A 22,924-nucleotide genomic window follows, 5' to 3' on the forward strand; every position below is an offset into this window, starting at 1 on the left:
AATGTGCATCAGCTCAATCAGATCACGATCATGGGAGAACCTTGAGCGGCGTGCCGATTTTGACCAGCTGATAGAGGGATTGGATGTCCTCTTCAAACAGCCGAACACAACCATGGGAAACGGCTCGGCCAACAGTCCAGCGGTGGGGCGTTCCATGGAAGCCAGACGTGTCGCAGCCATCAATCGTTAGCCAGCGATCACCATCGTGAGCGTCTCTACCGTTGCAATCTCGATAGAAGCCGATCCAGCGACTACCAAGGGGATTGTTCGGCCCAGATCCGATTCGCTTTCCGCTCTGGGGATGCTCCCAAATGGGATGGGGAGTCTTGCTTAAAACTTGAAACTCACCTGTCGGAGTCTCCCAGCCAGGCATGCCAACCGCCACTGAGAAGCTTTTAATTAAGGAGCCATCTTGCAAAACAAGCAGCCGACGGCTACGCCGATCCAAGACCAGATGCCGCCCCTCACGTTCAATCACAGCGACGGGGAAGCTGGCGACGATTTGGGGAAGAGAGTCCTGAACAGCTGCATGAATCAGGGAGGGCAGCAGCGGCAGTGGAAGCGGTAGCAAGAACTCATTCCCCAAAGCAATCGATGCGTCAATCATGACGCTGCCTAGAGCGGCTGGTTAGGGAAGCCAGCCTGAGCCTGAAAAATCTGGACGTCGTTTTTGTAGAAAAGCATTTCGCCCCTCCTGGGCTTCATCCGTTCGATAGAACAGATGGGTGGCCTGGCCGGCTAGCTCCTGAAGTCCTGCCAAGCCATCGGTTTCAGCATTGAATGCGGCCTTCAGGCAGCGGATGGCTGTGGGGCTGTGCTGCAACACCTCTCTTGCCCAACGCACTCCCTCTGCTTCAAGACCATCAAGAGGAACAATCTCGTTGATCAACCCCATTTTCAGCGCTTCTTCAGCTCCGTATTGACGACAGAGAAACCAGATTTCACGAGCCTTGCGTTGCCCCACGACTCTGGCTAGGTAACCAGCACCAAAGCCACCATCAAAGCTGCCCACCTTGGGACCGGTTTGCCCAAACACGGCATTCTCTGCCGCCAGACTGAGATCACATAACAAGTGCAGCACTTGGCCGCCGCCGATCGCATAGCCAGCGACAAGTGCAATCACAACCTTTGGCAAGCTGCGAATGATGCGCTGTAGGTCGAGAACATTGAGGCGCGGCAAACCTTCCTCATCGAGGTAGCCACCGTCGCCGCGCACACTTTGGTCACCACCTGCACAAAAGGCATAGCCGCCATCGTCAGCAGGTCCAACACCGGTGAACAAAACCACGCCTAAACGTTGGTCGTCTCGAATTCTGGTAAACGCATCACAGAGTTCCATCACCGTGCGTGGGCGGAAAGCATTGCGCTTGGTCGGACGATCAATCGCAACCCTGGCAATTCCTTCTGAACTGCGATCGAGCAGGACGTCTTGATATTCACCCCAGGGTTCCCATTCGATCGTGGGCTTGCCAGGCAAAACCTGTCTTGGCCTCCTATCAAACCGATTGGAATCCATAGCCATCGGGATCAAAGATCAATGTGGCCATTTTGGGAAATCGACTGCAGATGCATCATCAATCCCTCGCGAAGCTGTTGCCTCATCGATGAATCTTGACGCCGATGCGTGCACACACGTATCAAAACAGGTCCAGCCTGGAAGAGCCCCCACTCCAAGGCTGCTGGTAGGTCTTCGAGACAGGCCACCTGACGGTGAGGAATGTTATGAGCCCCTGCAAGAGCAAGAGGGTCAACCGCCTGAGGCATGGCAAACAGCTGCTCAAATGCTTCGCTAGGAGCTGTCTTCACCAGAAGTTGCTCGAAGATGCCTCCGCCACCATTGTCGATCAACACCACCACCAAAGGCGGGCGCTGGGGATGAGCAAGCAACCAGCCATTGCTGTCATGAAGGAGAGCCAGGTCGCCGCTTACAAGCAAAGTGGGCCCAAGAGCCATCGCTAAACCCATGCTTAAAGAAAGGGTGCCGTCGATACCAGACGCGCCTCGAAAACTGAAGCATCGTCTCGAAAATAAGCTCTTGTCCGCATAAGCCAGCCAGTCCCTCACAGGACTACTCGCTGCCAACATGATTGGTAGCTCAGTTGGCAGAAGACGGGATAACCAGCGAGCCAGGGCTGGTTCTGTGATGGCACCCTGCAGGGGTAACTGCTGATCCAGCCACTCCTGAGCAAAACGATCGCTGATCTGCCATTTCCTCAGCAGAGCCTTGGTTGCCTGTTGAGAGGCGGCATCAGCATCGATCCAGCGATGGTGATGGTGTTGCCACCAGCTCGTCAATCCATGACTCCATTGCACTGACAAACCAAGGGGATCGAGACAACGGGAGTCTCCCTCTGTAATCAGGAGCTGACCATCACCAAAGCTTTTCAACCATGCCTCAAGGCTCCGACTGGCTGACATTGGTCCTAGACGCAGCACTTGAAGCTGCTCCTGAGACCCTAAAAGCCCAGCAGCCAAAAGCAGCTCCCAGGAGCGGATTAGACCAGGTTGGTCTGAAGGCAGAGCCGATAGTGGATCGGCCAGCACGGGCCAGCCACTCAAGGCCTGCCACTCCCGCAAGGATTGCTGAAAAGCAATGAGGTCTTTGCTTAGGCCTCGCCAAGCACCAGCTATCACAACGCCGGGTCGTAAAGGATCCAATGCAAAGGGAGCCTGATCGGTAACCCCATTAGTCCCCTCAGCTGCCATTGCCAGATTGATTGGCTTGATCGGAGATGAACGTGGAATCTTGGGAGACCACCCCTTCCAGATCATCCTTTGCTCTTCTTCACTGAGATGTAGAGGCTCCTCAAAAGGCAGATTGAGATGAACGGCCCCTGCGGGGTGATGAGCTCGTTGCCAGGCCTTCTCTGCGAATGATTCCAGCGTTTCTTTACTGACAAGATGCAACCCCTCTCTTGGGCCCTGCCCAATCCATCGACAGGCAGGACTCAAGAAAGTCTCCTGATTCACCGTTTGATTGGCACCGCAGTCTTTGAGTCGATAGGGACGGTCAGCAGTGAGCAGCAATAGGGGCTGACAGGATCGATCAGCCTCCACCGCTGCAGGCAAAAGGTTGGCTACAGCGGTGCCCGAAGTGGTCACTACAGCTGCTGCAGTGCCAGTAGCAGTGCTAAAACCCAAAGCCAAGAAAGCAGCAGACCGCTCATCAATGGCAGTGCTAAGCCGCAAGCGATTTGTACGTGCCATTCCTCCTGCAGCCAGTGCAAGGGGCCCCGAGCGGCTGCCGGGACAAAGCACGAGATGGCGCAGCCCCAAGGCATGAAATGCCTCGAGCAAGCTCAGGCAAACCAACAGATTGTTGTGAGCAAGAGACAGAGCTTGAGCCTTAGCCAATGCGATTCTCGGTCAATACCGACCGGCGAGGGCCGACTTAATCAGTTTCGATGACCCCGACACCTTCTCCTCCTCGAAAAGAAGCAAGCGGTAGCTGGCGCAGCCTGCTGCTCTGGGTGGTTCTGGCCTTGTTGATGCGCTGGCAGGTGGTGGAGCCTCGCTGGATTCCCTCCGGTTCAATGCTGCCAACCCTTCAGTTGAAGGATCGCATTCTTGTTGAGAAGGTTCGCCCTCGACTTGCACGTCAACAAGAACAGCCTTTGCCGCTGGGCAGCGTGGTGGTGTTTCACCCGCCATCCGCACTACTGGATGCTGGCTACGACCCCAAAGCGGCCTTGATTAAACGCGTGGTGGGGCGTCCGGGCGATCAACTGGAAGTTCATCATGGTCAGCTCTTGCGCAACGAGATCGCCATCAAGGATGACTGCCGTGATGCACCAATGAACTACCAGATGGCGAAGGTGACCGTTCCTGAGCATGAACTTTGGGTGATGGGGGACAACCGCAATTCCAGTCTTGACTCTCATCTCTGGGGGCCATTACCAGAAGAAGCTGTGATCGGAACAGCTATTTGGAGGTACTGGCCACTCAATCGGTTCGGTCCAATACGGTTCCCCTCCCAAGGCAAGAGTGGATCAAACGACCTAGCTGCGATAGGGTCAACATCGTGACGAAAAGCACACCGGATGTTCAACCCGGAGTTCCTGACCACCGATAACAACGATTGCCAGGACGGTAATGGGCTAATTCAGTACCTTCAGGATCAATCCCCTGATGTATTGCAGCGAGTCGCCAAGTCCGCCAGCAATGATATTCAGGACATTATTCGCCACAATGTTCAGGGCCTGCTGGGCATGCTCCCAGGTGAGCAATTTGAAGTGAAGGTCACAGCCAGTCGAGATAATCTGGCCAGTTTGCTCGCATCAGCAATGATGACTGGATATTTCTTGCGCCAGATGGAGCAACGCAAGGAATTGGAAGAGTCGTTGTTTTCAGATGAAGCGATGGCAGTCGACACAGACGATCTCAATCTCTGAAGGCTGCCTGAGGATCTTTCGGCACCACACCAAGGCTGAGCAGGCGTTGATCAACGCTGCCTAGAAAGCTCCAGCTGGCTTGATTGATAGCCCATGGGCGTCTGGAAATAGATTCACTTAAAGCTCGAACGTGATGAGGCTTGAAGGCCACGATGTCGCTGAAGTGTGCAGACACAAGCCAACGCATCCCTTTGAGGCGCCGCATCTCATCCAACCATTCCAACAAGACGTCCTTCGCTCTTGGAAATACGAGCCGTTCCAACACTGGCGCAACTTGTAGAAGCGGGCCGTTCTTTCCGAGACGCTCCTGAGCCGCAGCTTCCCAACCGGGCTGCCAAGCGAATGGAAACAGGCCGAAATGGGCTTTAGGGCTAAGTGTTCCGGGCCTGAAGGCATTGCGCAGCACTTCCAATAGGGGAGGTATCACAAGCGGCCCTGGCTTCAGATAGGTCGCGAACAACACCACACGGGCCCATCCTCGGCGGCGCGCTTGTGGAGAGTCCTCAAGGGGTTGATCACCCCGATCACGGGCGTGGAATAACAGGGGTGTGGGGTCTAGATCAAACAGAGCTGGAGGCTCTGCCTCGATGCCTACTAGAGCATCTGTTACCAATACAGCGCCGGAAGCTCGGTGAAAACAAGCCACCTCTTCAAAACGGCCAAGCCCCAAATCCAGGGGGCCTAAAGGCAGCCAAGTACAACTGTCCGGATGGGGGAAGCCGTCCTCCTGCAACACCTTGGTGCGGCGCGCTGGAATGCCTAGCCAAGATGAAGGCAAGGAAATTGGGAAACTCCACTGACCAGGACAAACCCATACCTCTGCCTGTGGGAAGGCTCGTGCCATTGCCGGTAGAGACAGTTTGTGCTCTAGGCCAGACGCGGTGGGAAGCACAATCGTGACCACATTGCCATGGGTGGCCTCCAGATCAGCTAGAGCTCGACGCAACTCGGGAGTAGGAGGAAGGGGATTGAACAACATCAACCCACCTGGCACTTTCACCACGGTGAGCCTGACAGGCACAGCGACGTAATAGACACCTTGGAGTTGTTCAAAACTCCAGATCTGATTGGGTATTAGTTCCCGGACCAGGGTGCGGCGCTGACCATAGGGATAGAGAGGTAACAGCGGCCACCAAGGCCACTCTTGATCAAGCCAAGAGACAGTCTTATGTGCACTCACTTGCTCTGCAATAGCTTGATTCTCGGGAGTCATTTCTTCAGTCTGTGCAAGTGGTCAACATCTTGTGCAACTGGCTTTAGGGACAAGCTAGAGATAGAACAGGCGAGCAAGCCAATCTGTCCCTCGATGACGCCCAACTCCGGGATGCGTCGCAACAGCGCGAGGCTGAGGCAGCTTGCCAATTATCTCAGAGGAGTTCACTCTGAGCGGCATGGCTTGTCTCTGCGCAGCAAGACCAGGCCGAATGGCCAGGGGTTGATATAGCTGCTCTTCAATATCGCTACTGATGGGAAGGCTCTTAACTCCGGCAAAGAGAACGTTTACCAAAAGCCCTCAGTAGGTCAAGGAAAGCCTGTTAAATCAGAAAAGACCAGCGCGTGATCATGGGCGAATGGGTTGGAGCAGAAGCTGAAACCTCGGATCCTTACGCAGCTGCCGCCTAATCTTCGCGAAGAGGTGACTAAAATAAAAGCTAATGCTTCTACTCTTATCCATACATAGGCCCAGGCAAAGGAACATAAGATCAGGCAAATAGTTTTTACGGAAAGAAGGGACCTGCTGAGATGCTGGAATTCTTTAGAACCCATGCGTTGGACTACTGCAACTATTAACTTATTCACTTTTCCTTGAACGGTCCCGTAGGGATTGGTAACAGGAAGGTGTAAATAATCACTATCAAGTTAATTGTTGACTCTGCTACTTCTGGGAGCACTTTTGATAATAAATTATCAATTTAAGTATTTATCAATATGCAAAGGTTGAAAAAGATGATGGCTTAAAATTCATTGCCAATATTGGTAACAATAGGGAGGATTTATCCATAAATACCTTGGCCAAACAAGGCAATTTTCAAAAAAGATAGAGATAGAATGAGCCGAATTTAAATAGAGTGGTGTTTCCCTTTGGCTAACAAATATCAGTCAGTATCTCAGACTCAAGAAGACACCAACTAAAATCAAAAGCACTGTAAGCAAAGCGGCCCATATGATAATCGGGCTAATGGAGGGATTGTTTCTTTTGCTGAGGGCATCGGCAATCTGGTCCTTAATCTCTTGGTCAGAGAGCTCGACTACAGCTTCTGTCGCGGACTCATTTGAGTCAATAAAGAGTGAAGCGACTTTAGCTGTTGAGACTATATCTGCACCTTCAGCAGTTAATTGACTTTGCAGCAAGGGCTCTGATTTGAGCTTGGCAAGAAAAACTTTGAGCTGTGCTGCTTGCATCGCGATCTTACCGTTATTAATTACTCTATCAAGATCATGTGCAATATCAACCTTTCGTAACTAACCATAATTATAAAAACGCTGCCAATGAACGATGATGATGATGAAAAGACTGCAAGGTTTTGACAAAACAAGTGAACTCCCTTGATTGTTTTGCTATCCATTGACCACTTATTGACTCTTGTATCCCAAGTCAATTGAACCTTTTGGATTGCCATGGCTTTCCCTCATATTTATTGATAAACGCCTATGCTTGCGTCTGCTGCAAAGTAGATTCAATGCGTTCACCAATCAACAACATTTCATCAGTCCGAGCAGTCGTTGCTCCTACGGTGATGATTGTAGGAGGTTCAATTGCAGCGATTGTTGGTGTTTCAGCAATATTCGTCGTACCTGCTGGTGAAGTAGGAGTTATAACGACGCTTGGAAAGGTTAGTAAAAATCCACGGCTGCCTGGCTTAAACCTAAAGATACCCTTCGCTCAATCAGTTCATTTCTTCAACATAAGAACACAAGTACGTCCCGAAAACTTCTCCAGTTTAACTAAAGATCTGCAAGTCATAGAAGCGACTGCAACGATTAAGTATGCTGTGAAGCAGTCTGAAGCGCCAAGGATTTACAGTACTATCGCAACAGGTAATGCTGAGATTTATGAACGGATCATCCAGCCATCATTACTCAAGGCTCTGAAGTCTGTGTTTTCAAAATATGAACTCGTAACCATTGCAACTGATTGGAATAATATCTCTCAGATTGTTGAAACCAATGCATCGGCTGAATTGGCAAAGTTTGACTATGTTGAGGTGAAAGGTCTCGATCTAACCGGATTAAAAATCGCAGAAGAATATCGTTCCGCAATTGAACAGAAGCAAATAGCCGAACAGCAATTATTAAAGGCACAAACAGAAGTGAAGATCGCAGGGCAAGAAGCAATCAAGTTTGAGACTCTTAATCGAGGTCTCAATGACAGGGTGCTTTATAAGCTATTTCTTGACAAATGGGATGGCAAAACTCAGGTTGTGCCAGGTTTGAATGGTCGGATGCCTCCAGTCATCGTCGGCCAGTGATAACTTCTATATATTTATTTGTTGATGACAGTCTGAACTTGCAGGTGCAATTACAGGCCTAAGGAGGAGCATTCACATTAAGAATAGTTAGCCTTCTTGGACTGTTCACTCTTGTCTGTACTTGATTTCTCGATGCCTAATATTCAGAAGCTGGTTAATTATAAATGAAAGCAATTTGAGAAGACTATATTGTTTCCGAACAGGTGACAAATTTAAGAGTTGTCCCTAGTCGAATTTCACTGCTCAAGCAACACTTGCTTAGCTCTTTTTCTTGATATTGAGGTTAGCGAGCGACTTTGTTAATCACCATTCATGATTCAATCTCCTCGCCGCCTTTGACTTGGCCTGAAAACTTACAACACTTCCTGAATTTGCCTTGATTATTTGCTCGATCCCAATTGCAGTACTTGTTATGTCTTAGTTGCAGTAGATCTTGATCACCATCAAGACGAGCACTCTTTTGGCTTTTTAGAACCGACTCGATCTACTTGCAGTGTTTGCTCCGTCTTCCCCTTTGCGCAGACCTGATCCTCGCTGAACGTAGAACTCAGTAGCCCTGAATTCCGATCCGAAGTTCGATTTCATTTGCTGTTGTAGAGATCGAACAATGCCACTTCGGCACAAAGGCCGGGACCAAAGGCGAGTGCCAGGCAAGGTCCGCTGCAAGCCTTATGACGCATGCGTTCAAGAATGAAAAGAACGGTGGCCGAAGACATGTTGCCGTGAGCTTGAAGGACGGACCGGGATTCAGCCAGGTGCTCATGCTTGAGGGCCAAGGCGTCGGCGCAGGCCTGCAGGATCCTCGGCCCCCCCGGGTGGAGGGCCCAGCTGCGGATTTCAGTCAGATCGGATCCATGGTCCCTCAACCAACTGCTCAGCCAAGGTTGCAATGCACCAGCTATCGCCTCTGGCACCTGTGGTGATAAACCCATAGCGAAGCCATGATCTCCGACCTGCCAATGCATCAGACTGCTGGTGTTCGGAATCACGGTGGAGCCAGAAGCCTTCAGGGTCAGAGATTCCTTCGATTGCGCCAAAGCTTGAGAAGCAACCAAAGCTGCTGCTCCATCAGCGAACAGGGCGTTGGCTACCACCTTCTCGGGGTCCCAGCCGTAATGAAGATGGAGACTGCACAGTTCGACAGAACACAGCAGCACTACAGCGTTGGCATCAGCCTCGGCGAACGCCTGCGCCACACGTAGACCGTTCAAGGCGCCGTGACAGCCCATGAATCCCACATGGGTCCTCTGAACACCGGGGTCAAGTTCAAGTTGCTCGATCAGAGCAAGGTCAACACCCGGAGCCTTGAATCCGGTACAGCAAACGGTCACAAGATGAGTGATCACATCAGCTGCTAGCTCGGCCTCCTCGAGGGCAAGACGGCATGCATTGATTGCCAGCGTTGAAGCATGGTGATCAAACTCGTTCATCCTTGCGGCAGTAGTGGGGCTTTTGGCCCCGTAGAAGGGCAAACGCTGGCTGATCGGCTCACTCGCGTCGTCTCCCAGCAGAACGCTGCCCCTGTTCTGAACCTGAGTTCGTCGCTGAATCCGGCGGACCAGTGCCGCTCGTTCGGGACTGTCGGCACTCACGAACTCTGCAAGCGCCATGGAATCGCTCTGATTGACTTGTTGTTCCGGCACTGCAGTTCCCATGCCGCGAATGGTCAGAGGCATTGCTGACTTCCGGCGGAGGGGAGGGTCACATGGTTCAGGCTGGCAACAATCCTTTCAGACAGTGCCGGCCAGCGGCTGCTCAGTTCAAACAATGCCCTCGTCGGCTTTGGCTGCCTCAGCACCATGGCCAGAGTGCGACAGATCCGCTGGCGACGACCGATCCGTAGCTTCAGCTCTCTCGTCCAGCGTTTCTCCAGATCATGGCTCCAGCGCAGGAGGCCTTCTTGAACAAATGGTGCCACCACGGCACCTGCAGTGAGGGCCCAGGCAATTCCTTCTCCTGTAAATGGCTCCACATAACCCGCTGCGTCACCCATCACCAGAAAGCGCTCTCCGGCAACAACCTCAGCGCCGCGACTAAGAGCTGGCGTCAGCTGCCATCTCCCCTGTCTCAGAGCAGCAGGTGGTGGGAAACCAGCCTGCACAAGCACATCCTGGGTAGCTCCGGCCGCTCCTTGCCCATGGGCTAGCGCCTGCCGATCGAAAGCGGCTGCCAGATTGAGTAAACCGTCTTCTCGGCGCACCAGACCCACATAACCACGTTCGCCGATTGCCATGTGAATGGCGCCTGCGGTGTAGTGCTTCTCATCATCAACAAGAACACAACCGGCTCCAACCCTGGAACGACTACGGATCCTGGTGATGCCAGCATCCTGCTCGGGTAAGCAACGCTGGGCAAGCCCAGCTGCGACAAGCACGACACGCGCCCTGACGAGGTTCTGTTGGCCGCTGCGCTGATCCTTCAGCCGCACAATCCGCCAGCCTGGTTGGACTTCTTCGACCCCGGCGCTCATTTGACAGCGAACGGAAGCTCCAGCTTCAACGACCGCGTCCATCAGTGCCTGATCGAACCGTTCCCTGGAGAGAGCAAAACCATCGGGAATGGCTAGAGATGTTTGACGACCATTCAGGCCGAGGCGAAGGGTTTGCAGTCGTACGCCGCCGCGATCAATGATTAGATCGTTTTGTCCCAGAGAGGAGAGAGTCGCCTGAGCCTGTTTGTTAAAGCAGCAACCACACACTTTCCAGCGGGGGAAAGCGCGTTTTTCTACAAGTAACACCCTTAATCCTCGCCTTGCGCAATCCAGGGCGGCTAGCCCCCCTGCAGGACCGGCCCCAACCACCAGTACATCCCACGACTCCTGCATCTCAATGACGCTCCCAGCTGAGCAGGTAACGCTCAGGCCAGCAGCGATTCAGTTGAACACCCTCCAAACCTGCGCGCCGGGCTAAAGCCATGATTTCCGCAGGCCGGAAAGCGGCACGAACCGAAAGGGGGCCATCGGTATGGACCACCCAGGAGCGACTCAGAAGACGCGTTCCAGCCCAGGCCATCACGTAGCCCAGACGACTGCGGATCAGATCATTAACCAGCACAAGCCTGCGGGCCCTTGTTGCCATTCTGGCGAGAAGCCGTTCCACGTCGCTGTCGTCTAAGTGATGGGTGAACAGGGTGCAGAACACGACATCGAACAATTCATCATCAACGTTTTCAGAGAGTGCGTCGGCAGAGAAGAATGTCAATTTGGCATTCCGTTTCCGTGCATTGGCACGGGCAATACTCACGGCCTCTGGGTTGAAATCACAGGCTTGAATCTCCAGCTTCAGGCCCTGGCGCTGTGCCATCAGAGCAAGATCGATCGCTGTGTCTCCACCTCCGCAGGCGAGCTCGAGCACACGTAGGGGAGTCTCGGGCTGACGGATGGCTAGAGCCTTAATGGATTGGAATAGACCTGCAGAACAGCGGCTGATGGCATTGATGCGACGCAAGCCGTTTAATGCCCTGGCATGTTCAGTGGGATCGAGCCCTGGCTGATCCATGACTTCCGGTTGACGATCACGTCGGTTGAGAGCCTCACCCCAGGGCATCGGGCACGAACGTGGTGTTCACTCAACTTAGGCAGAAGGCTGGTGCGGAAATCGTCAGATCATCTTTAATCTCGATCGAACCGTAGAGGCAGGCAATGCGCTCGAACATCTAACCGGCCAAGGCCCCAAAAATCCTCTCAAAACAAGCTGCCGAACATTGTCAGAGAGCACAGGAGAGGACTCATTGCTCAGGCAGACGACGTGTCATTGCAGGAAACATGGCCGCTTGCACAAATCTCTAGGGACATCACATGGATAAGGCCTGCAAACAAATTGCAACCACAGCTGCAAAGCGGCAGCAGCGGCAATCAAAACCACTCTTGATCAAGTCAAGTGATTGCTGGAATTGGAGTTTCAGGCGTTATCAGTGGATTCTTTGTTGAACGTGTAGATCATGAACAGAACGTGCCTGCTCAATTTAAATCTGAACAGAGATTAGGCATTGAGCAATTGCTGTTTCTCAATCCACATTGAGCGGAGCCGAATTGAAGAGGCCCATAAAAATCAAATCCTCTCTGGTCAGAGTTGCGCTGTTCGGCCACTCTTATGGAGCAAGTGAACGCTGAACTTTCAAAATGCCGTATCGAGGGGAGAATAAGAAAGTCAGCAGGAAAAGAACGGTCTGCACCAGCACAATGCAGCCTGCGGTGGAACTATCGCTCCAATAGCTGATGTAGACACCTAGAACACTTGAAAGGGCACTGCTGAGGATTGCGAGCAAAGTCATCCGATCAAAGCGGTCTGTGAGTAGATAGGCCGTAGCACCAGGAGTGATTAACATCGCAACCACCAGAATGATGCCTACGGTCTGTAGACCAGCAACGGCAGCAAGTGATAACACCGACAACAGCAAATAATGCAGTAGCCCTGTATTGATGCCGATCGATCGTGCATGGGTTGGATCAAAGCAGAACAACATAAAATCCCTGCGAAGAACCAATAGAATTGCCATCACAATTCCAGAAATCAAAAGTGTTTGCTGGATATCAGCCATTGAGATTCCCAGCACATTGCCAAAAAGAATATGGGTGAGGTCGATGTTGCTTCTAGTTTTGGATACCAGTACCAATCCGAGCGCAAAAAAGCCTGTAAAGACAAGGCCAATCACAGTGTCTTCCTTGACACGTGACTTCTGTTTTACAAAGCCAATCAAAGCCACCGAACCCACCCCAAAGACAAAGGCCCCTATCGAGAACGGCAACCCCAGGGCATAGGCCACAACCACTCCGGGCATCACGGCATGGGAGACCGCATCGCCCATCAACGCCCAGCCCTTGAGGGTCATGTAGCAGGAGAGCAGTCCACATACCCCTCCAACAAGAGCACTCACCACCAAGGCACGCACCATGAACTCATGACTAAGGGGTTCCAATAACCAAGACAGTGTTGTCGCTGTTGCCAGAAGCTCTGTCATTGCTTGAAGTCCTCCGTGGAGGTTGGACCACCGCTCAGGACGTTCGGAACCATGCCGCCGAATGTCATGGCGAGGTTCTCTGGAGTAAAGACCTCTGCCGTTTCGCCATAGGCCAGCACGGTCTTGTTGATGAGTACCACCAGATCGCAGAACTCACGTACATGACTGAGGTCATGGGTGGAGATCAAGATGGTGTGACCCTCATGACGAAACTGAAGGAACAGCTCCGCCATGAGCTTTTCGGTTCGTACATCAACACCGTTAAATGGCTCATCCAGTAGGAGTACCGAGGCGCGCTGGGCAATTGCGCGAGCCAGGAATGCCCGCTTGCGTTGGCCGCCGGAGAGGGTCCCAATGGGGCGATGTCTTAAGTCGAGGAGCTCCACCCGTTCGAGGGCATGCCAAACCGCCAATCGATCTGATTCCCTAGGGATGCGGAAGAGATTCATCGAGCCATAGCGACCCATCATCACCACTTCCCAGACGCTTATTGGGAACGAGCAGTCGATTTCCTCGCTCTGAGGGACGTAGGCAACAGCCTGATCGCGCTGGGCACGGGGAACTGATAGCCCATTGATTTGGATCGTTCCTCGTGATGGTCTTACAAAACCCATCAGGGCCTTGAAAAGGGTTGACTTGCCAGAACCATTCATTCCAACTAGCCCGCAGATGCAACCAGCCCGCAAATGCAGGCTGGCGTCATAAAGCGCCACGACGCCGTTGTAATCCACGCAAATTTGATCGGCCTCAATGCGTAGGCGATCGCCGAAAGGAATTGAACGACACTGATCCATTATTTTTCGCGATTGACTGGTACCAATTCATCCAGAATCAGACCGACGTTATGTCGTTGAAGATCGAGCAAGGTCGAGGCCGGCCCATCGGCTTGCGAAAGAGAATCAACAAAGAATGTACCGCCAAATCGAGCGCCGCTAGCCCGTGCGACCTCACGCTGAGCCTTGTCGCTGACAGTGCTTTCACAGAAGATCGCTGGCACTTCACGCAGCTTGACGGTCTCGATGAGTTTGGCCATACGTTGAGGTGTGACCTGACTCTCGGCATTGACAGGCCAAAGGTAAGCCTCCTCCATGCCGTAATCCTTTGCCAAGTAGGTGAAGGCTCCCTCACAGGTGACCAGTAAACGACGTTTGGCTGGAATCGTTGCCAGAGATGTCCTTAGTTCATCATCAAGTTTTTGGAGCTGGTCTTTGTAGCGACGACCATTAATAGCAAAGGTCTTGGCACCTTCTGGATCAAGACTGCTAAAGGCTTTCACCATTTGATCGACGTATTGCATCGCTCGTTCAGGAGACATCCAGGCATGAGGATTGGGCTTGCCTGCGTAGGCATCCCCCTCAATTAACAGTGGCTCCATACCCTCACTAAGAGTCAGCGTTGAGACCTTGCCAGCAGCGGCAGTGAACTTGCGCGCCCAGAGTTCTAGCCCAAAGCCATTTTCGACAATCAAATCCGCACCAACAGCTTGGGCTAGGTCACTTGGCGTTGGCTGATAACCATGAATTTCAGCGCCCTGCTTGACGATGGAGCGCACCTGTAAACGGTCGCCTGCAACATTGCGTGCCATGTCTGCCAGCACCGTGAAGGTGGTGAGCACAAGAGGTTTGCCTGAGTCCTGGGCCTGGGACTGGCTCGCCATCCTGGTTGGTGGTGTGCATGCACCTAGAAGTGCAAGGCAGCCGAAGGCAAGTACAAAACGGACGGCTTGACGCCCAGAGATCAATTGAGACACGTGATAGGTCCGTTCGCGCCAAAGGACTTTCAGGGGTTATTTCATGTTCCCTGAAGCTTCTAAGTATGGAATCTTGCTGAGCCCAAAAAGAGTCTTTTTAAAGAAGTTGCGACTTAGCAACAAAAAACCCCCTCTTGAGAGGGGGTTGTGAGGTTCAGCTGCTGCCAAACCTTGTATTGGTGATGATCAGATCAGCCAATCGCAGGAGCAATCAGAGCCACAGGTGTGGACTCAGCAGCTGCCAGGTCGAGAGGGAAGTTATGAGCATTACGCTCGTGCATCACTTCCATACCGAGGTTGCTGCGGTTGAGCACATCAGCCCAGGTTGGTACAACTCTGCCTTGGGCATCGAGAACCGACTGGTTGAAGTTAAAGCCGTTCAAGTTGAAGGCCATGGTGCTGATACCCAGTGAGGTGATCCAGATGCAGATCACAGGCCAGGCAGCCAGGAAGAAGTGCAGACTGCGGCTGTTATTGAAGCTGGCGTACTGGAAGATCAGACGACCAAAATAACCGTGGGCAGCCACGATGTTGTAGGTCTCTTCCTCTTGGCCGAACTTATAGCCGTAGTTCTGAGACTCGGTTTCGGTGGTTTCACGAATCAACGATGAGGTCACCAGTGAACCGTGCATAGCGGAGAACAAACTGCCGCCAAACATGCCTGCCACACCAATCATGTGGAAGGGATGCATGAGGATGTTGTGCTCTGCCTGGAACACCAACATGAAGTTGAAGGTTCCAGAGATGCCTAAAGGCATGCCATCCGAGAAGGAACCCTGACCAACGGGATAGATCAGGAAAACAGCAAAGGCTGCAGACAGCGGTGCGCTGTAGGCCACACAGATCCAAGGGCGCATTCCCAAGCGGTAGGAGAGTTCCCATTGGCGACCCAACCAGCAACAAATGCCGATCAGGAAGTGGAACACAACAAGCTGGTAAGGACCGCCGTTGTAAAGCCACTCATCAACAGAAGCAGCTTCCCAAATGGGATAAAAGTGCAGGCCGATGGCGTTGCTGGAAGGAACAACAGCACCAGAAATGATGTTATTGCCGTAGAGGAAAGAGCCAGCAACAGGCTCACGGATACCGTCGATATCAACCGGCGGTGCCGCAATAAAGGCAATGGTGAAGCAGATGGCAGCTGCCAACAGCGTGGGAACCATCAGGACACCGAACCAACCCACATAAATGCGGTTATTGGTGGAGGTGACCCAATTGCAGAAGGATTCCCAGCCACTGAGGCGACCACTGCGAATGGTGGTGGTCATTGAGTATGAAGAGGACGTTAACGAGCCTCAACCCATGGTTAGGGAAGACTCGCAAATAGCATATGAAAATTGGGCAGCAAAGCTCACTTACTGCAAGTGCTTTCCTCACATTGCGACGCAGTGCGCAAGCAAACTTCATGAAGTTTGCTTGCGCAGCCTACGCAGGGTTCGGCGAGGCGCCTGGTTGGCGAGCCAACTCTTTGATCCAGTTAATTCCCTGTTGTGAAAAGCTGGACCAATCGAGACGTTCCTGCTCTGCAGCCTTAGCAACCAGCAGCGGTGCCTGAATCTTTAAGGCTTCCAAATCCGGCTCAGCAACGCCACTGTTCAATGCCAGCCAATCGGCCATTGAGCGTCCAACAACACGGGTTAGGTAAGCAGCGCTGAGCGCCTGAACAGTACCCGCTGCAATCCAGCTGCTGCCGTCAAGTTTGGCTACGCCCAATAGAGCTTGGCCACTCCACTCCACTACTCCCTGGGCTAGAGCCGCCCCAGCCAACTGGCGAGCTGCCAACTGCAGAACCTCTGGCTTCAAGGAACACTTCCAAATCCCCGCCATTTCTTTAATCATCAAGCCGTTGACCACAGCCACGGCTAGAAGATCCGTTGTGGGTAAAGGAGAGGCAAAAACAGCTCCTGCAACCAACCATTGAGTGCGCTGTTGGAGTCCAAGGAACCTCTGCCTGCGAAGTTGCTCTAACTCGGCTTGCCAATTGCGGTGCAGACTGCCCAACAAGCGCTTACGCGTGATCTCAAGATTTCGCTGAGGGTGCTCTAACAGACGTCTCACCGGTGCAAGGGCTTCTGAAAGATCGTCTTGATTGCCTGTCCAACGAAGCACCTGTCCGCTCAAGCGTTGTGGTAACTGAGCTTGAAGTGCCTGCAGCTGATCGACCCAAGTCGATGAATCTTGCCAAGAGACGATCAGCCAGATGGGTTGATTGGCTGGCACCCTCTCTAACCAAAGAAGGTCTGCTGCCATCAACGGCAAAGGTAAGACATAGAGCAAGACATCCTGCTCTTGTAGAGCTGCGGGCCAGACCCAAGACTCGCCTGTCTGAGAGAGAGGCCGCGCCCAGCTGATGCTCAGTGGAGTGGATCCTGCAATGGCTGTCTGAACATCGGGATGATCCTCAAGAGAACCCTCTCCGGAATTCACAAAAGAAACTTTTTGAGGTTCGGAACGCTGTAGAACGGCATCAAGGGCCTCGCTGCGCTGTTGGCGAAGCGCAACCACATCGTCCTCACCCTCTTCTAGGTCCTCAAACTGATCAAGGACCTCTTTGCAGCGACGGATCCAGCCCTGCACAGAATCTGGTGCATCAAAACGGGCCGGTATTGAGGGCCTTGATAACCACCAGACGCCCGCACCAGCAACCATCAAGCCAAGACCACCGCCAGGCAGATGAATCACATCAGTGAAGACCCACTGACCGAGGACGAAGGACCCTGTGATGAGTGCTACCCGGCCAATTAAGGCAGGGGAGCGAGGCACAAGATTGATCAGTAGGGCTGGAAGCTTCACGGGGCACCACCTGTCGTGCAAGCCTTACCAGCCTACGTGACCTTCTTCGTTCAATTAATGGCTGAGAGAAGACTTTGCGTTCATTTGGCTCCTCAAATGGGGTCACAAAGAAGCGTTTCTCTGATGAAGATCAAAAAAAATTTAATCCCGTCATGAACCCCAGGCATGTCGCAAAAGACGACGATGCGTCACACTTGCGCCTGATTGAAGGCCGTAGGCCATGACTGATTCTTACAGCGATCCGCAACGACAAGAAAGGCATGGTGATGGTGCCCGGGAGAGCGGAAGGACTGGATTCCGAGGTGGGCGCGGTCCTGGGAACCGTGAAGCCGGCGGATTTCGTATCCGTTTGAGCGACAACGAAATGCGCTCTGCCAGAGCCCTGCAGGAAGCCTTTCAACTGCGCTCCACAGTGGCGGTACTGGGATTTGCCTTGCGCACCCTTGGCCAGATGTTGGAGGATGGCCAATTGGACGAACTGGTGGCCAGTGAGCGTTCCAAGGCCCCAAGTGGTGGCAGACGAAGAGAAGAAGGAGCTCAGCGAACGCGAAGTGATCGCTCTCATAGAGACAGACAGCCAATGCAACGAGGGGCTCGACCTGATCCTTTCGCACGGCCAGCTAAGCCTCAACCATCGGTTCAAGAGCCCGAGAAGGCTCTAGAAAGTGAACAAAACCGAGCTGAAGAACAAACTCAAGAACAGGCCCAGACTGCTGAAAGCGAACAATTGCACGCAGCAGAGCAAGAGCAGGTCCAGGCTGCTGAAACTCAACAAGTGCAGCCAATAGAGCATGAACCTGACAATGCACCTAGTGAGGGCTGATTAATGCAGCGCCCGCGGGTCCTTTCCGGCGTCCAGCCGACTGGTGCCCTCCATCTGGGTAACTGGTTGGGGGCCATCCGCAACTGGGTAGATCTTCAGAGCAGCCATGACACCTATGTCTGTGTCGTGGATTTACATGCCATTACCGTTCCGCACGATCCAGAACGTTTGGCCGAGGAGACCCTCTCCACAGCCGCTCTCTACCTGGCCTGTGGGATGGATCCAGATCTCTGCAGCATCTTTGTGCAGAGCCATGTTTCTGCCCACAGTGAGCTCTCTTGGTTGCTGAACTGTGTTACGCCTCTGAACTGGCTAGAGCGAATGATCCAGTTCAAAGAAAAGTCAGTCAAACAGGGGGACAACGTTTCTGTGGGACTGCTGGACTATCCGGTGTTGATGGCAGCAGACATTCTTCTTTATGACGCTGATTTGGTGCCTGTGGGCGAAGACCAGAAACAACATTTAGAACTTGCCCGTGACATCGCTCAGCAGCGCATCAATGCTCGCTTCGGTAGTGAAGAGAAACCTGTCCTTAAAGTTCCAGATCCCCTGATCATTAAAGAGGGGGCAAGAGTGATGAGCCTTAGCGATGGCCGCAGCAAGATGAGTAAAAGTGACCCCAATGAAGGAAGTCGTATCACACTGCTTGATCCGCCTGAACTGATCACAAAAAAAATCAAGCGGGCCAAGACAGACCCCCAAATGGGCTTGCAATTTGGCAACCCAGACCGCCCAGAGGCTGACAATCTGCTTGGGATTTACGCCATTCTTAGTGGCCGCGGAAGAGACGCAGCTGCCCAAGAATGCGCAGAAATGGGATGGGGAACCTTCAAGCCTCTGCTGGCCGACGCCACGGTGTCAGCCCTTGAGCCGATACAGCATCGCTATCAACAACTCATGGGCGACCGCATTGAACTCATCAGAGTTCTTGACCAAGGCAGGACCAGAGCGGAAGAGACCGCCCAAGCAACCCTTCAACGAGTCCGCCAGGCCCTTGGCTTCCTGATAGCCAGCTAATCAATACAGGCCAAAAGAAAAGTTTGGCTAATCATTGGGGCACAGTGATGGTCGAGGTCTCCTTGTGGTGCTGAAGTCAGCGAGTTCTAGTCATCAGTGAGGGTCTCGTGAGACGCAGAATCTGTTGCCAATGTCAGCTTCAGGCTTATGCACACTCTGCTGTGTGAGTCAAGGGCATTAGTCACCATCTCGCCAGAGGGGGGAGGTATTGATCAATGTGACAAACCGTTTAGTTGGCTTACGTGCTTCGCTCGTTCCCATTGCAGTTTGGCTTTTCAAGTCAATCGAATCATTCGAATTGGGTCACGGCAACTTCCGCCATGATCAGTCTGAGTGTTCTCATGATTACTGGACAGACCTTGCAAGCTGAACGCATTCAGTTACCTAAAGAACATGCTTTTAGGGTGAACGTTGCTTATCAAAGCAATGGAAACCAAAAGCTGCACTATTTAATAACGCCCGAACGTCGAGCCCTTCTGAACACCATCCGTTATGCAGAAGGCACTTGGAAAGAAGGAAAAGACCTCGGATATCGCACAATATTTGGAGGGGGTGTCTTTGAGGACCTCTCTCAACACCCCAATCGAGTTGTGGTGAAGCTCTACAGCAGTGCAGCAGCAGGGGCCTATCAATTCATGCCATCAACTTGGATGGCAGTAGCGAAGGAGCTGAACTTACCCAATTTCCAACCACAACATCAAGATCAAGCAGCGTTGCACTTAGTTAGCAAGCGCGGTGCTCTCAAGGAAATAGATTCTCTTGGTTTAACGCACTCCGCGATGGCTCGTCTTGCACCGGAATGGGCTTCGTTTCCTAATTGGGCTGGCAACAGCAGTTATGGACAGCCAGTCAAGAGCCATGCAGAGTTGGCAAAATTTTATTCAGCCAATTTGCGGCAACTGCAGCAGCAGGCCTTAGCAAGCTAAAAGCATCTAACTTCAGAACCAGCAGAAGTTGTGTGCTTCTACACGAAAGACATCCCTTGATTGCAACCAAACCCTAGCGTTCCCTTTGCGGATCACTCTCTAAAAGAGACATCCAAAAAGGATGACGATCACAACAGAAGCAGACAATCTCGGTAGCTTTCTTGCCACGAGCAAAGCCATAGTCGATGCCCTCATCCATGACCCTGAGAATTGCGATCAGGGCCGTAAGCGATTTACTGCTCACTTGTTTTGCTGACGGGCCTGCTGGTAGCTGGATTATCAGCAAAGCTCGAATCCTATGGCAGACCATTCCCTAAGCAGAAAATGTTAGGCATCAAGCGTCTCTCGGATTGATTACGATCAAAGCCATGTGTGCTGGGGGTAGGCAGGTAATGCCAACATCTTTTGCTCACGACAGCCAAGAACGCCTACAAAATGCCTAGGCGGTTAGATCGGCTGTATAAAAAAACCTTTTTTAGATCGCGGGAAAGAGCTCTGGAGAATCTAAGCAAGCTCCCATTGAAGTCTATGCTGGTATTTTGCTTGTTGAACTTGCCAGAAAATTTGATTGATTCAATGTTCCTTTTTCGCAGTGTCCCTCTACGTTGTTGCTAATGTGCAAAATATTCTACTCCAGCATTCAGAGATGCCAGGCTTGGGAATGATGTAGCTGATAAAATAGAACGCTATTGCAAATCATCAAAGAAAACGCCTTGTTATGCCTGTTATTACACTTCCAGACGGAAATAAAAAGAAGTTTGATCAACCCGTAACCATTATGGAGGTGGCCGAAAGCCTTGGGCCTGGATTGGCCAAGGCGGCTATCGCAGGCCGAGTCAATGGTGTATTGCTTGACACCTGTATCCCTATTGAGAAAGACTCTGAAGTTAATATCATTACGGCTAAAGACCAAGATGGAATTGAGACCATTCGCCACTCATTCGCCCACTTAATTGGTCATGCCGTAAAGCAATTATATCCCGAAGCAAAAATGGCCATTGGTCCAGTTATTGAAGATGGATTTTATTATGATATTGCTTATGATCAGCCTTTTACGCCTAAAGACTTGGAAGCGATTGAGGCTCGCATGAAAGAGCTGGTTAAACTTGACTACGACGTCAATGTTGAAATAGTTTCAAGGGAAGAGGCTCATAAGGAATTTGAAAAGCGATCCGAGCCTTACAAGATCGAAATCGTAGATGAAATTCCTGAGAATGAGATTATTAAGCTATATAGACATCAAGAATATACTGATATGTGTAGAGGTCCACATGTGCCTAACACAAGGCATTTGCGCACTTTCAAATTAATGAAAGTATCAGGTGCTTATTGGCGAGGTGATTCAAATAAAACAATGTTGCAGCGCATTTATGGCACGGCCTGGGGAAGTTCCAAAGAGCTAAAAGCTTATCTCAAGCGCCTTGAAGAAGCTGAAAAGCGCGATCATCGCAGGATCGCCAAGCAAATGTCTTTATTTCATACTCAAGAAGAAGCTCCTGGGATGATTTTCTGGCATGCCAAGGGTTGGGCTATTTATCAGGTTTTAGAGCAATATATTCGCGAGACCCTGAGCCTGCATGACTACCAAGAAATCCGAACACCTCAGGTTGTAGACCGCTCCTTATGGGAGAAATCAGGCCATTGGGAGAAGTTCAAAGATGACATGTTTACAACGACATCTGAAAATCGTGAATATGCCATAAAGCCTATGAATTGTCCCTGCCATGTACAGATCTTCAATCAAGGCCTAAAAAGTTACCGTGACCTGCCAATTAGATTGGCAGAGTTTGGTTCATGTTTAAGGAATGAACCATCGGGTTCACTTCATGGTCTCATGCGCGTGCGCAATTTTGTTCAAGACGATGCTCACATCTTTTGTACTGAGCTTCAGGTTCAGGAAGAGGTTTCTAAGTTTATTGATCTAGTCTTTGAGGTTTACAGATCATTTGGGTTTGACTCGGTGCTTATAAAGTTATCAACCAGGCCCGAAAAGCGTGTTGGTAGTGATGAGATCTGGGACAAATCAGAGAAGGCCTTGTCCGATGCATTGGACGCTAAAGGTCTTGCATGGGACTTATTGCCAGGGGAAGGTGCATTCTACGGACCTAAAATTGAGTTTTCTTTAAAAGACTGTCTTGGTAGAGTTTGGCAATGTGGAACGATCCAGGTTGACTTCTCGATGCCGGAACGTTTGGGAGCATCTTATGTAGCAGAAGACAGCCAGCGCAGAACACCAGTAATGTTGCATCGAGCAATTCTGGGTTCTTTTGAACGTTTTATCGGAATTCTGATCGAGCACTATGCTGGACGACTGCCTATTTGGCTAGCACCTGTGCAGGTGGTAGTGATGGGGATTACAGACCGTAATGCTCAGGCTTGTCAGGATGTTTGCAAGAACTTATCAGCTCTAGAATATCGAACTGAAGTTGACTTAAGAAATGAAAAAATTGGTTTTAAAGTTCGCGAACATACTCTTCAGCGCGTACCATTTTTAATCATTATTGGTGATAAAGAACAGCAAAGTGGAGAGGTGGCTGTGCGCACTCGAGAGGGCAAGGACTTTGGCAGCATGCCTTTGAAAAGCTTCACATCACTTCTGGATGAAGCAATTGCTCTTAAAGGTAGATCAGGTGTCTATTGACAAAAGTTGTCAATAGTTAGGTGATAATAATAATTGAGGAATACCTCGCTTTGGAGTGAATCTCTCTTCCGTCTGGATGAGAAGCTGATTGCTTCTCGTTAGTCGTTCTGGCTCTCTCGTTGGAGCAGGCTCTTTCTGTTCTGCGCAGAATCAG

The 22,924-nt window shown here is 51.6% G+C and carries 22 protein-coding genes; 8 read left to right on the forward strand and 14 right to left on the reverse strand.

Going from position 1 to position 22,924, the window contains the following annotated elements:
- Positions 1–28: 28 nt before the first annotated feature.
- Genes SIB80_RS05840 through menD form a run of 3 tightly spaced genes read right to left on the reverse strand, consistent with a single transcriptional unit; the run spans position 29 to position 3,354 of the window.
- Entirely contained in the window at positions 29–607 is a 579-nt protein-coding gene (locus tag SIB80_RS05840) for a L,D-transpeptidase (RefSeq protein WP_169189873.1), read from the reverse strand.
- A 21-nt stretch (positions 608–628) separates the two neighbouring features.
- Positions 629–1,522 carry a 1,4-dihydroxy-2-naphthoyl-CoA synthase gene (gene menB, locus SIB80_RS05845; RefSeq protein ID WP_011129784.1) on the reverse strand — a complete coding sequence of 298 codons (894 nt, stop codon included), beginning with the start codon at positions 1,520–1,522 and terminating at the stop codon, positions 629–631.
- Between the two features lie 5 nt (positions 1,523–1,527).
- On the reverse strand, positions 1,528–3,354 hold the full coding sequence (gene menD / locus SIB80_RS05850; protein WP_370520967.1) for a 2-succinyl-5-enolpyruvyl-6-hydroxy-3-cyclohexene-1-carboxylic-acid synthase: 1,827 nt from the start codon (positions 3,352–3,354) through the stop codon (positions 1,528–1,530).
- Between the two features lie 50 nt (positions 3,355–3,404).
- Between menD and lepB the strand changes: the two genes are divergently transcribed.
- Both lepB and SIB80_RS05860 read left to right on the forward strand, forming a co-directional pair.
- Positions 3,405–4,025 (forward strand): signal peptidase I, encoded by a 621-nt coding sequence (gene lepB / locus SIB80_RS05855; protein WP_063418813.1) that lies wholly within the window; start codon positions 3,405–3,407, stop codon positions 4,023–4,025.
- Positions 4,026–4,040: 15 nt separating this feature from the next.
- On the forward strand, positions 4,041–4,391 hold the full coding sequence (locus SIB80_RS05860) for a DUF760 domain-containing protein (protein ID WP_011826503.1): 351 nt from the start codon (positions 4,041–4,043) through the stop codon (positions 4,389–4,391).
- Here SIB80_RS05860 and SIB80_RS05865 read toward each other — a convergent pair.
- Positions 4,381–5,604, reverse strand: a complete 1,224-nt coding sequence (locus SIB80_RS05865) for a DUF4336 domain-containing protein (protein WP_063418814.1) — start codon at positions 5,602–5,604, stop codon at positions 4,381–4,383. The genes SIB80_RS05860 and SIB80_RS05865 overlap by 11 nt on opposite strands.
- A 93-nt stretch (positions 5,605–5,697) precedes the next feature.
- On the opposite strand from SIB80_RS05865, the gene SIB80_RS05870 reads away from it, so the two are divergent.
- The gene (locus tag SIB80_RS05870; protein ID WP_169246908.1) at positions 5,698–5,835 is read left to right on the forward strand and encodes a hypothetical protein; all 138 of its coding nucleotides are present in this window, start codon (positions 5,698–5,700) and stop codon (positions 5,833–5,835) included.
- A gap of 656 nt (positions 5,836–6,491) precedes the next feature.
- On the opposite strand, the gene SIB80_RS05875 is transcribed toward SIB80_RS05870, so the two are convergent.
- Entirely contained in the window at positions 6,492–6,794 is a 303-nt protein-coding gene (locus SIB80_RS05875) for a hypothetical protein (protein ID WP_063418816.1), read from the reverse strand.
- A gap of 278 nt (positions 6,795–7,072) precedes the next feature.
- On the opposite strand from SIB80_RS05875, the gene SIB80_RS05880 reads away from it, so the two are divergent.
- Complete coding sequence (locus SIB80_RS05880; RefSeq protein WP_063418817.1) at positions 7,073–7,861, forward strand: prohibitin family protein; 789 nt, start codon at positions 7,073–7,075, stop codon at positions 7,859–7,861.
- A 581-nt stretch (positions 7,862–8,442) separates the two neighbouring features.
- Here SIB80_RS05880 and SIB80_RS05885 read toward each other — a convergent pair.
- From SIB80_RS05885 to SIB80_RS05920, 8 genes are all read right to left on the reverse strand, one after another.
- Positions 8,443–9,537 (reverse strand): type III polyketide synthase, encoded by a 1,095-nt coding sequence (locus tag SIB80_RS05885; RefSeq protein WP_063418818.1) that lies wholly within the window; start codon positions 9,535–9,537, stop codon positions 8,443–8,445.
- Positions 9,528–10,685 carry an NAD(P)/FAD-dependent oxidoreductase gene (locus SIB80_RS05890; protein ID WP_063418819.1) on the reverse strand — a complete coding sequence of 386 codons (1,158 nt, stop codon included), beginning with the start codon at positions 10,683–10,685 and terminating at the stop codon, positions 9,528–9,530. The genes SIB80_RS05885 and SIB80_RS05890 overlap by 10 nt, the downstream gene beginning before the upstream one ends.
- Before the next feature lies 1 nt (position 10,686).
- Positions 10,687–11,406, reverse strand: coding sequence for a class I SAM-dependent methyltransferase (locus tag SIB80_RS05895; RefSeq protein WP_063418820.1), 720 nt, complete (start codon positions 11,404–11,406; stop codon positions 10,687–10,689).
- A gap of 544 nt (positions 11,407–11,950) precedes the next feature.
- Positions 11,951–12,820 carry a metal ABC transporter permease gene (locus SIB80_RS05900; protein WP_063418821.1) on the reverse strand — a complete coding sequence of 290 codons (870 nt, stop codon included), beginning with the start codon at positions 12,818–12,820 and terminating at the stop codon, positions 11,951–11,953.
- Entirely contained in the window at positions 12,817–13,614 is a 798-nt protein-coding gene (locus SIB80_RS05905) for a metal ABC transporter ATP-binding protein (protein WP_063418822.1), read from the reverse strand. The genes SIB80_RS05900 and SIB80_RS05905 overlap by 4 nt, the downstream gene beginning before the upstream one ends.
- Entirely contained in the window at positions 13,614–14,477 is an 864-nt protein-coding gene (locus tag SIB80_RS05910) for a metal ABC transporter substrate-binding protein (protein ID WP_169189930.1), read from the reverse strand. The genes SIB80_RS05905 and SIB80_RS05910 overlap by 1 nt, the downstream gene beginning before the upstream one ends.
- Before the next feature lie 284 nt (positions 14,478–14,761).
- The gene (psbA, locus tag SIB80_RS05915) at positions 14,762–15,838 is read right to left on the reverse strand and encodes a photosystem II q(b) protein (protein WP_011129798.1); all 1,077 of its coding nucleotides are present in this window, start codon (positions 15,836–15,838) and stop codon (positions 14,762–14,764) included.
- 157 nt (positions 15,839–15,995) lie between these two features.
- Entirely contained in the window at positions 15,996–17,363 is a 1,368-nt protein-coding gene (locus tag SIB80_RS05920; RefSeq protein ID WP_063419396.1) for a YcjF family protein, read from the reverse strand.
- Positions 17,364–17,583: 220 nt separating this feature from the next.
- Here SIB80_RS05920 and SIB80_RS05925 point away from each other — a divergent pair, with 220 nt between their 5' ends.
- The 3 genes from SIB80_RS05925 (at position 17,584) to SIB80_RS05935 (ending at position 20,129) form a co-directional block, all read left to right on the forward strand.
- Positions 17,584–18,186: a hypothetical protein gene (locus SIB80_RS05925; protein WP_063419397.1), complete on the forward strand. Its 603-nt coding sequence runs from the start codon at positions 17,584–17,586 to the stop codon at positions 18,184–18,186.
- A 3-nt stretch (positions 18,187–18,189) separates the two neighbouring features.
- Entirely contained in the window at positions 18,190–19,203 is a 1,014-nt protein-coding gene (gene trpS / locus SIB80_RS05930) for a tryptophan--tRNA ligase (protein WP_063419398.1), read from the forward strand.
- Between the two features lie 320 nt (positions 19,204–19,523).
- Positions 19,524–20,129, forward strand: coding sequence for a glycoside hydrolase family 104 protein (locus SIB80_RS05935; protein WP_063419446.1), 606 nt, complete (start codon positions 19,524–19,526; stop codon positions 20,127–20,129).
- A gap of 73 nt (positions 20,130–20,202) precedes the next feature.
- On the opposite strand, the gene SIB80_RS05940 is transcribed toward SIB80_RS05935, so the two are convergent.
- Complete coding sequence (locus SIB80_RS05940; protein ID WP_169189875.1) at positions 20,203–20,373, reverse strand: hypothetical protein; 171 nt, start codon at positions 20,371–20,373, stop codon at positions 20,203–20,205.
- A gap of 474 nt (positions 20,374–20,847) precedes the next feature.
- Between SIB80_RS05940 and thrS the strand changes: the two genes are divergently transcribed.
- Positions 20,848–22,770, forward strand: a complete 1,923-nt coding sequence (gene thrS / locus SIB80_RS05945; protein WP_063419400.1) for a threonine--tRNA ligase — start codon at positions 20,848–20,850, stop codon at positions 22,768–22,770.
- The last annotated feature ends 154 nt before the right edge of the window (positions 22,771–22,924 follow it).

It is taken from the genome of Prochlorococcus sp. MIT 1327 (assembly GCF_047304785.1).
Classification (GTDB): Bacteria; Cyanobacteriota; Cyanobacteriia; order PCC-6307; family Cyanobiaceae; genus Prochlorococcus; species Prochlorococcus marinus_D.

What these genes read in the sequence shown, in the direction of transcription:
- SIB80_RS05865 (WP_063418814.1), bottom strand. Translation starts at nt 5,604, where the DNA reads ATGACTCCCGAGAATCAAGCTATTGCAGAGCAAGTGAGTGCACATAAG.
- psbA (WP_011129798.1), bottom strand. Translation starts at nt 15,838, where the DNA reads ATGACCACCACCATTCGCAGTGGTCGCCTCAGTGGCTGGGAATCCTTC.
- SIB80_RS05895 (WP_063418820.1), bottom strand. Translation starts at nt 11,406, where the DNA reads ATGCCCTGGGGTGAGGCTCTCAACCGACGTGATCGTCAACCGGAAGTC.
- SIB80_RS05935 (WP_063419446.1), top strand. Translation starts at nt 19,524, where the DNA reads ATGATCAGTCTGAGTGTTCTCATGATTACTGGACAGACCTTGCAAGCT.
- SIB80_RS05880 (WP_063418817.1), top strand. Translation starts at nt 7,073, where the DNA reads ATGCGTTCACCAATCAACAACATTTCATCAGTCCGAGCAGTCGTTGCT.
- SIB80_RS05925 (WP_063419397.1), top strand. Translation starts at nt 17,584, where the DNA reads ATGACTGATTCTTACAGCGATCCGCAACGACAAGAAAGGCATGGTGAT.
- trpS (WP_063419398.1), top strand. Translation starts at nt 18,190, where the DNA reads ATGCAGCGCCCGCGGGTCCTTTCCGGCGTCCAGCCGACTGGTGCCCTC.
- lepB (WP_063418813.1), top strand. Translation starts at nt 3,405, where the DNA reads ATGACCCCGACACCTTCTCCTCCTCGAAAAGAAGCAAGCGGTAGCTGG.
- SIB80_RS05840 (WP_169189873.1), bottom strand. Translation starts at nt 607, where the DNA reads ATGATTGACGCATCGATTGCTTTGGGGAATGAGTTCTTGCTACCGCTT.
- SIB80_RS05875 (WP_063418816.1), bottom strand. Translation starts at nt 6,794, where the DNA reads ATGCAAGCAGCACAGCTCAAAGTTTTTCTTGCCAAGCTCAAATCAGAG.
- menB (WP_011129784.1), bottom strand. Translation starts at nt 1,522, where the DNA reads ATGGCTATGGATTCCAATCGGTTTGATAGGAGGCCAAGACAGGTTTTG.
- SIB80_RS05870 (WP_169246908.1), top strand. Translation starts at nt 5,698, where the DNA reads ATGACGCCCAACTCCGGGATGCGTCGCAACAGCGCGAGGCTGAGGCAG.
- SIB80_RS05905 (WP_063418822.1), bottom strand. Translation starts at nt 13,614, where the DNA reads ATGGATCAGTGTCGTTCAATTCCTTTCGGCGATCGCCTACGCATTGAG.
- thrS (WP_063419400.1), top strand. Translation starts at nt 20,848, where the DNA reads ATGCCTGTTATTACACTTCCAGACGGAAATAAAAAGAAGTTTGATCAA.
- SIB80_RS05885 (WP_063418818.1), bottom strand. Translation starts at nt 9,537, where the DNA reads ATGCCTCTGACCATTCGCGGCATGGGAACTGCAGTGCCGGAACAACAA.
- SIB80_RS05860 (WP_011826503.1), top strand. Translation starts at nt 4,041, where the DNA reads ATGTTCAACCCGGAGTTCCTGACCACCGATAACAACGATTGCCAGGAC.
- SIB80_RS05910 (WP_169189930.1), bottom strand. Translation starts at nt 14,477, where the DNA reads ATGGCGAGCCAGTCCCAGGCCCAGGACTCAGGCAAACCTCTTGTGCTC.
- SIB80_RS05900 (WP_063418821.1), bottom strand. Translation starts at nt 12,820, where the DNA reads ATGACAGAGCTTCTGGCAACAGCGACAACACTGTCTTGGTTATTGGAA.
- SIB80_RS05890 (WP_063418819.1), bottom strand. Translation starts at nt 10,685, where the DNA reads ATGCAGGAGTCGTGGGATGTACTGGTGGTTGGGGCCGGTCCTGCAGGG.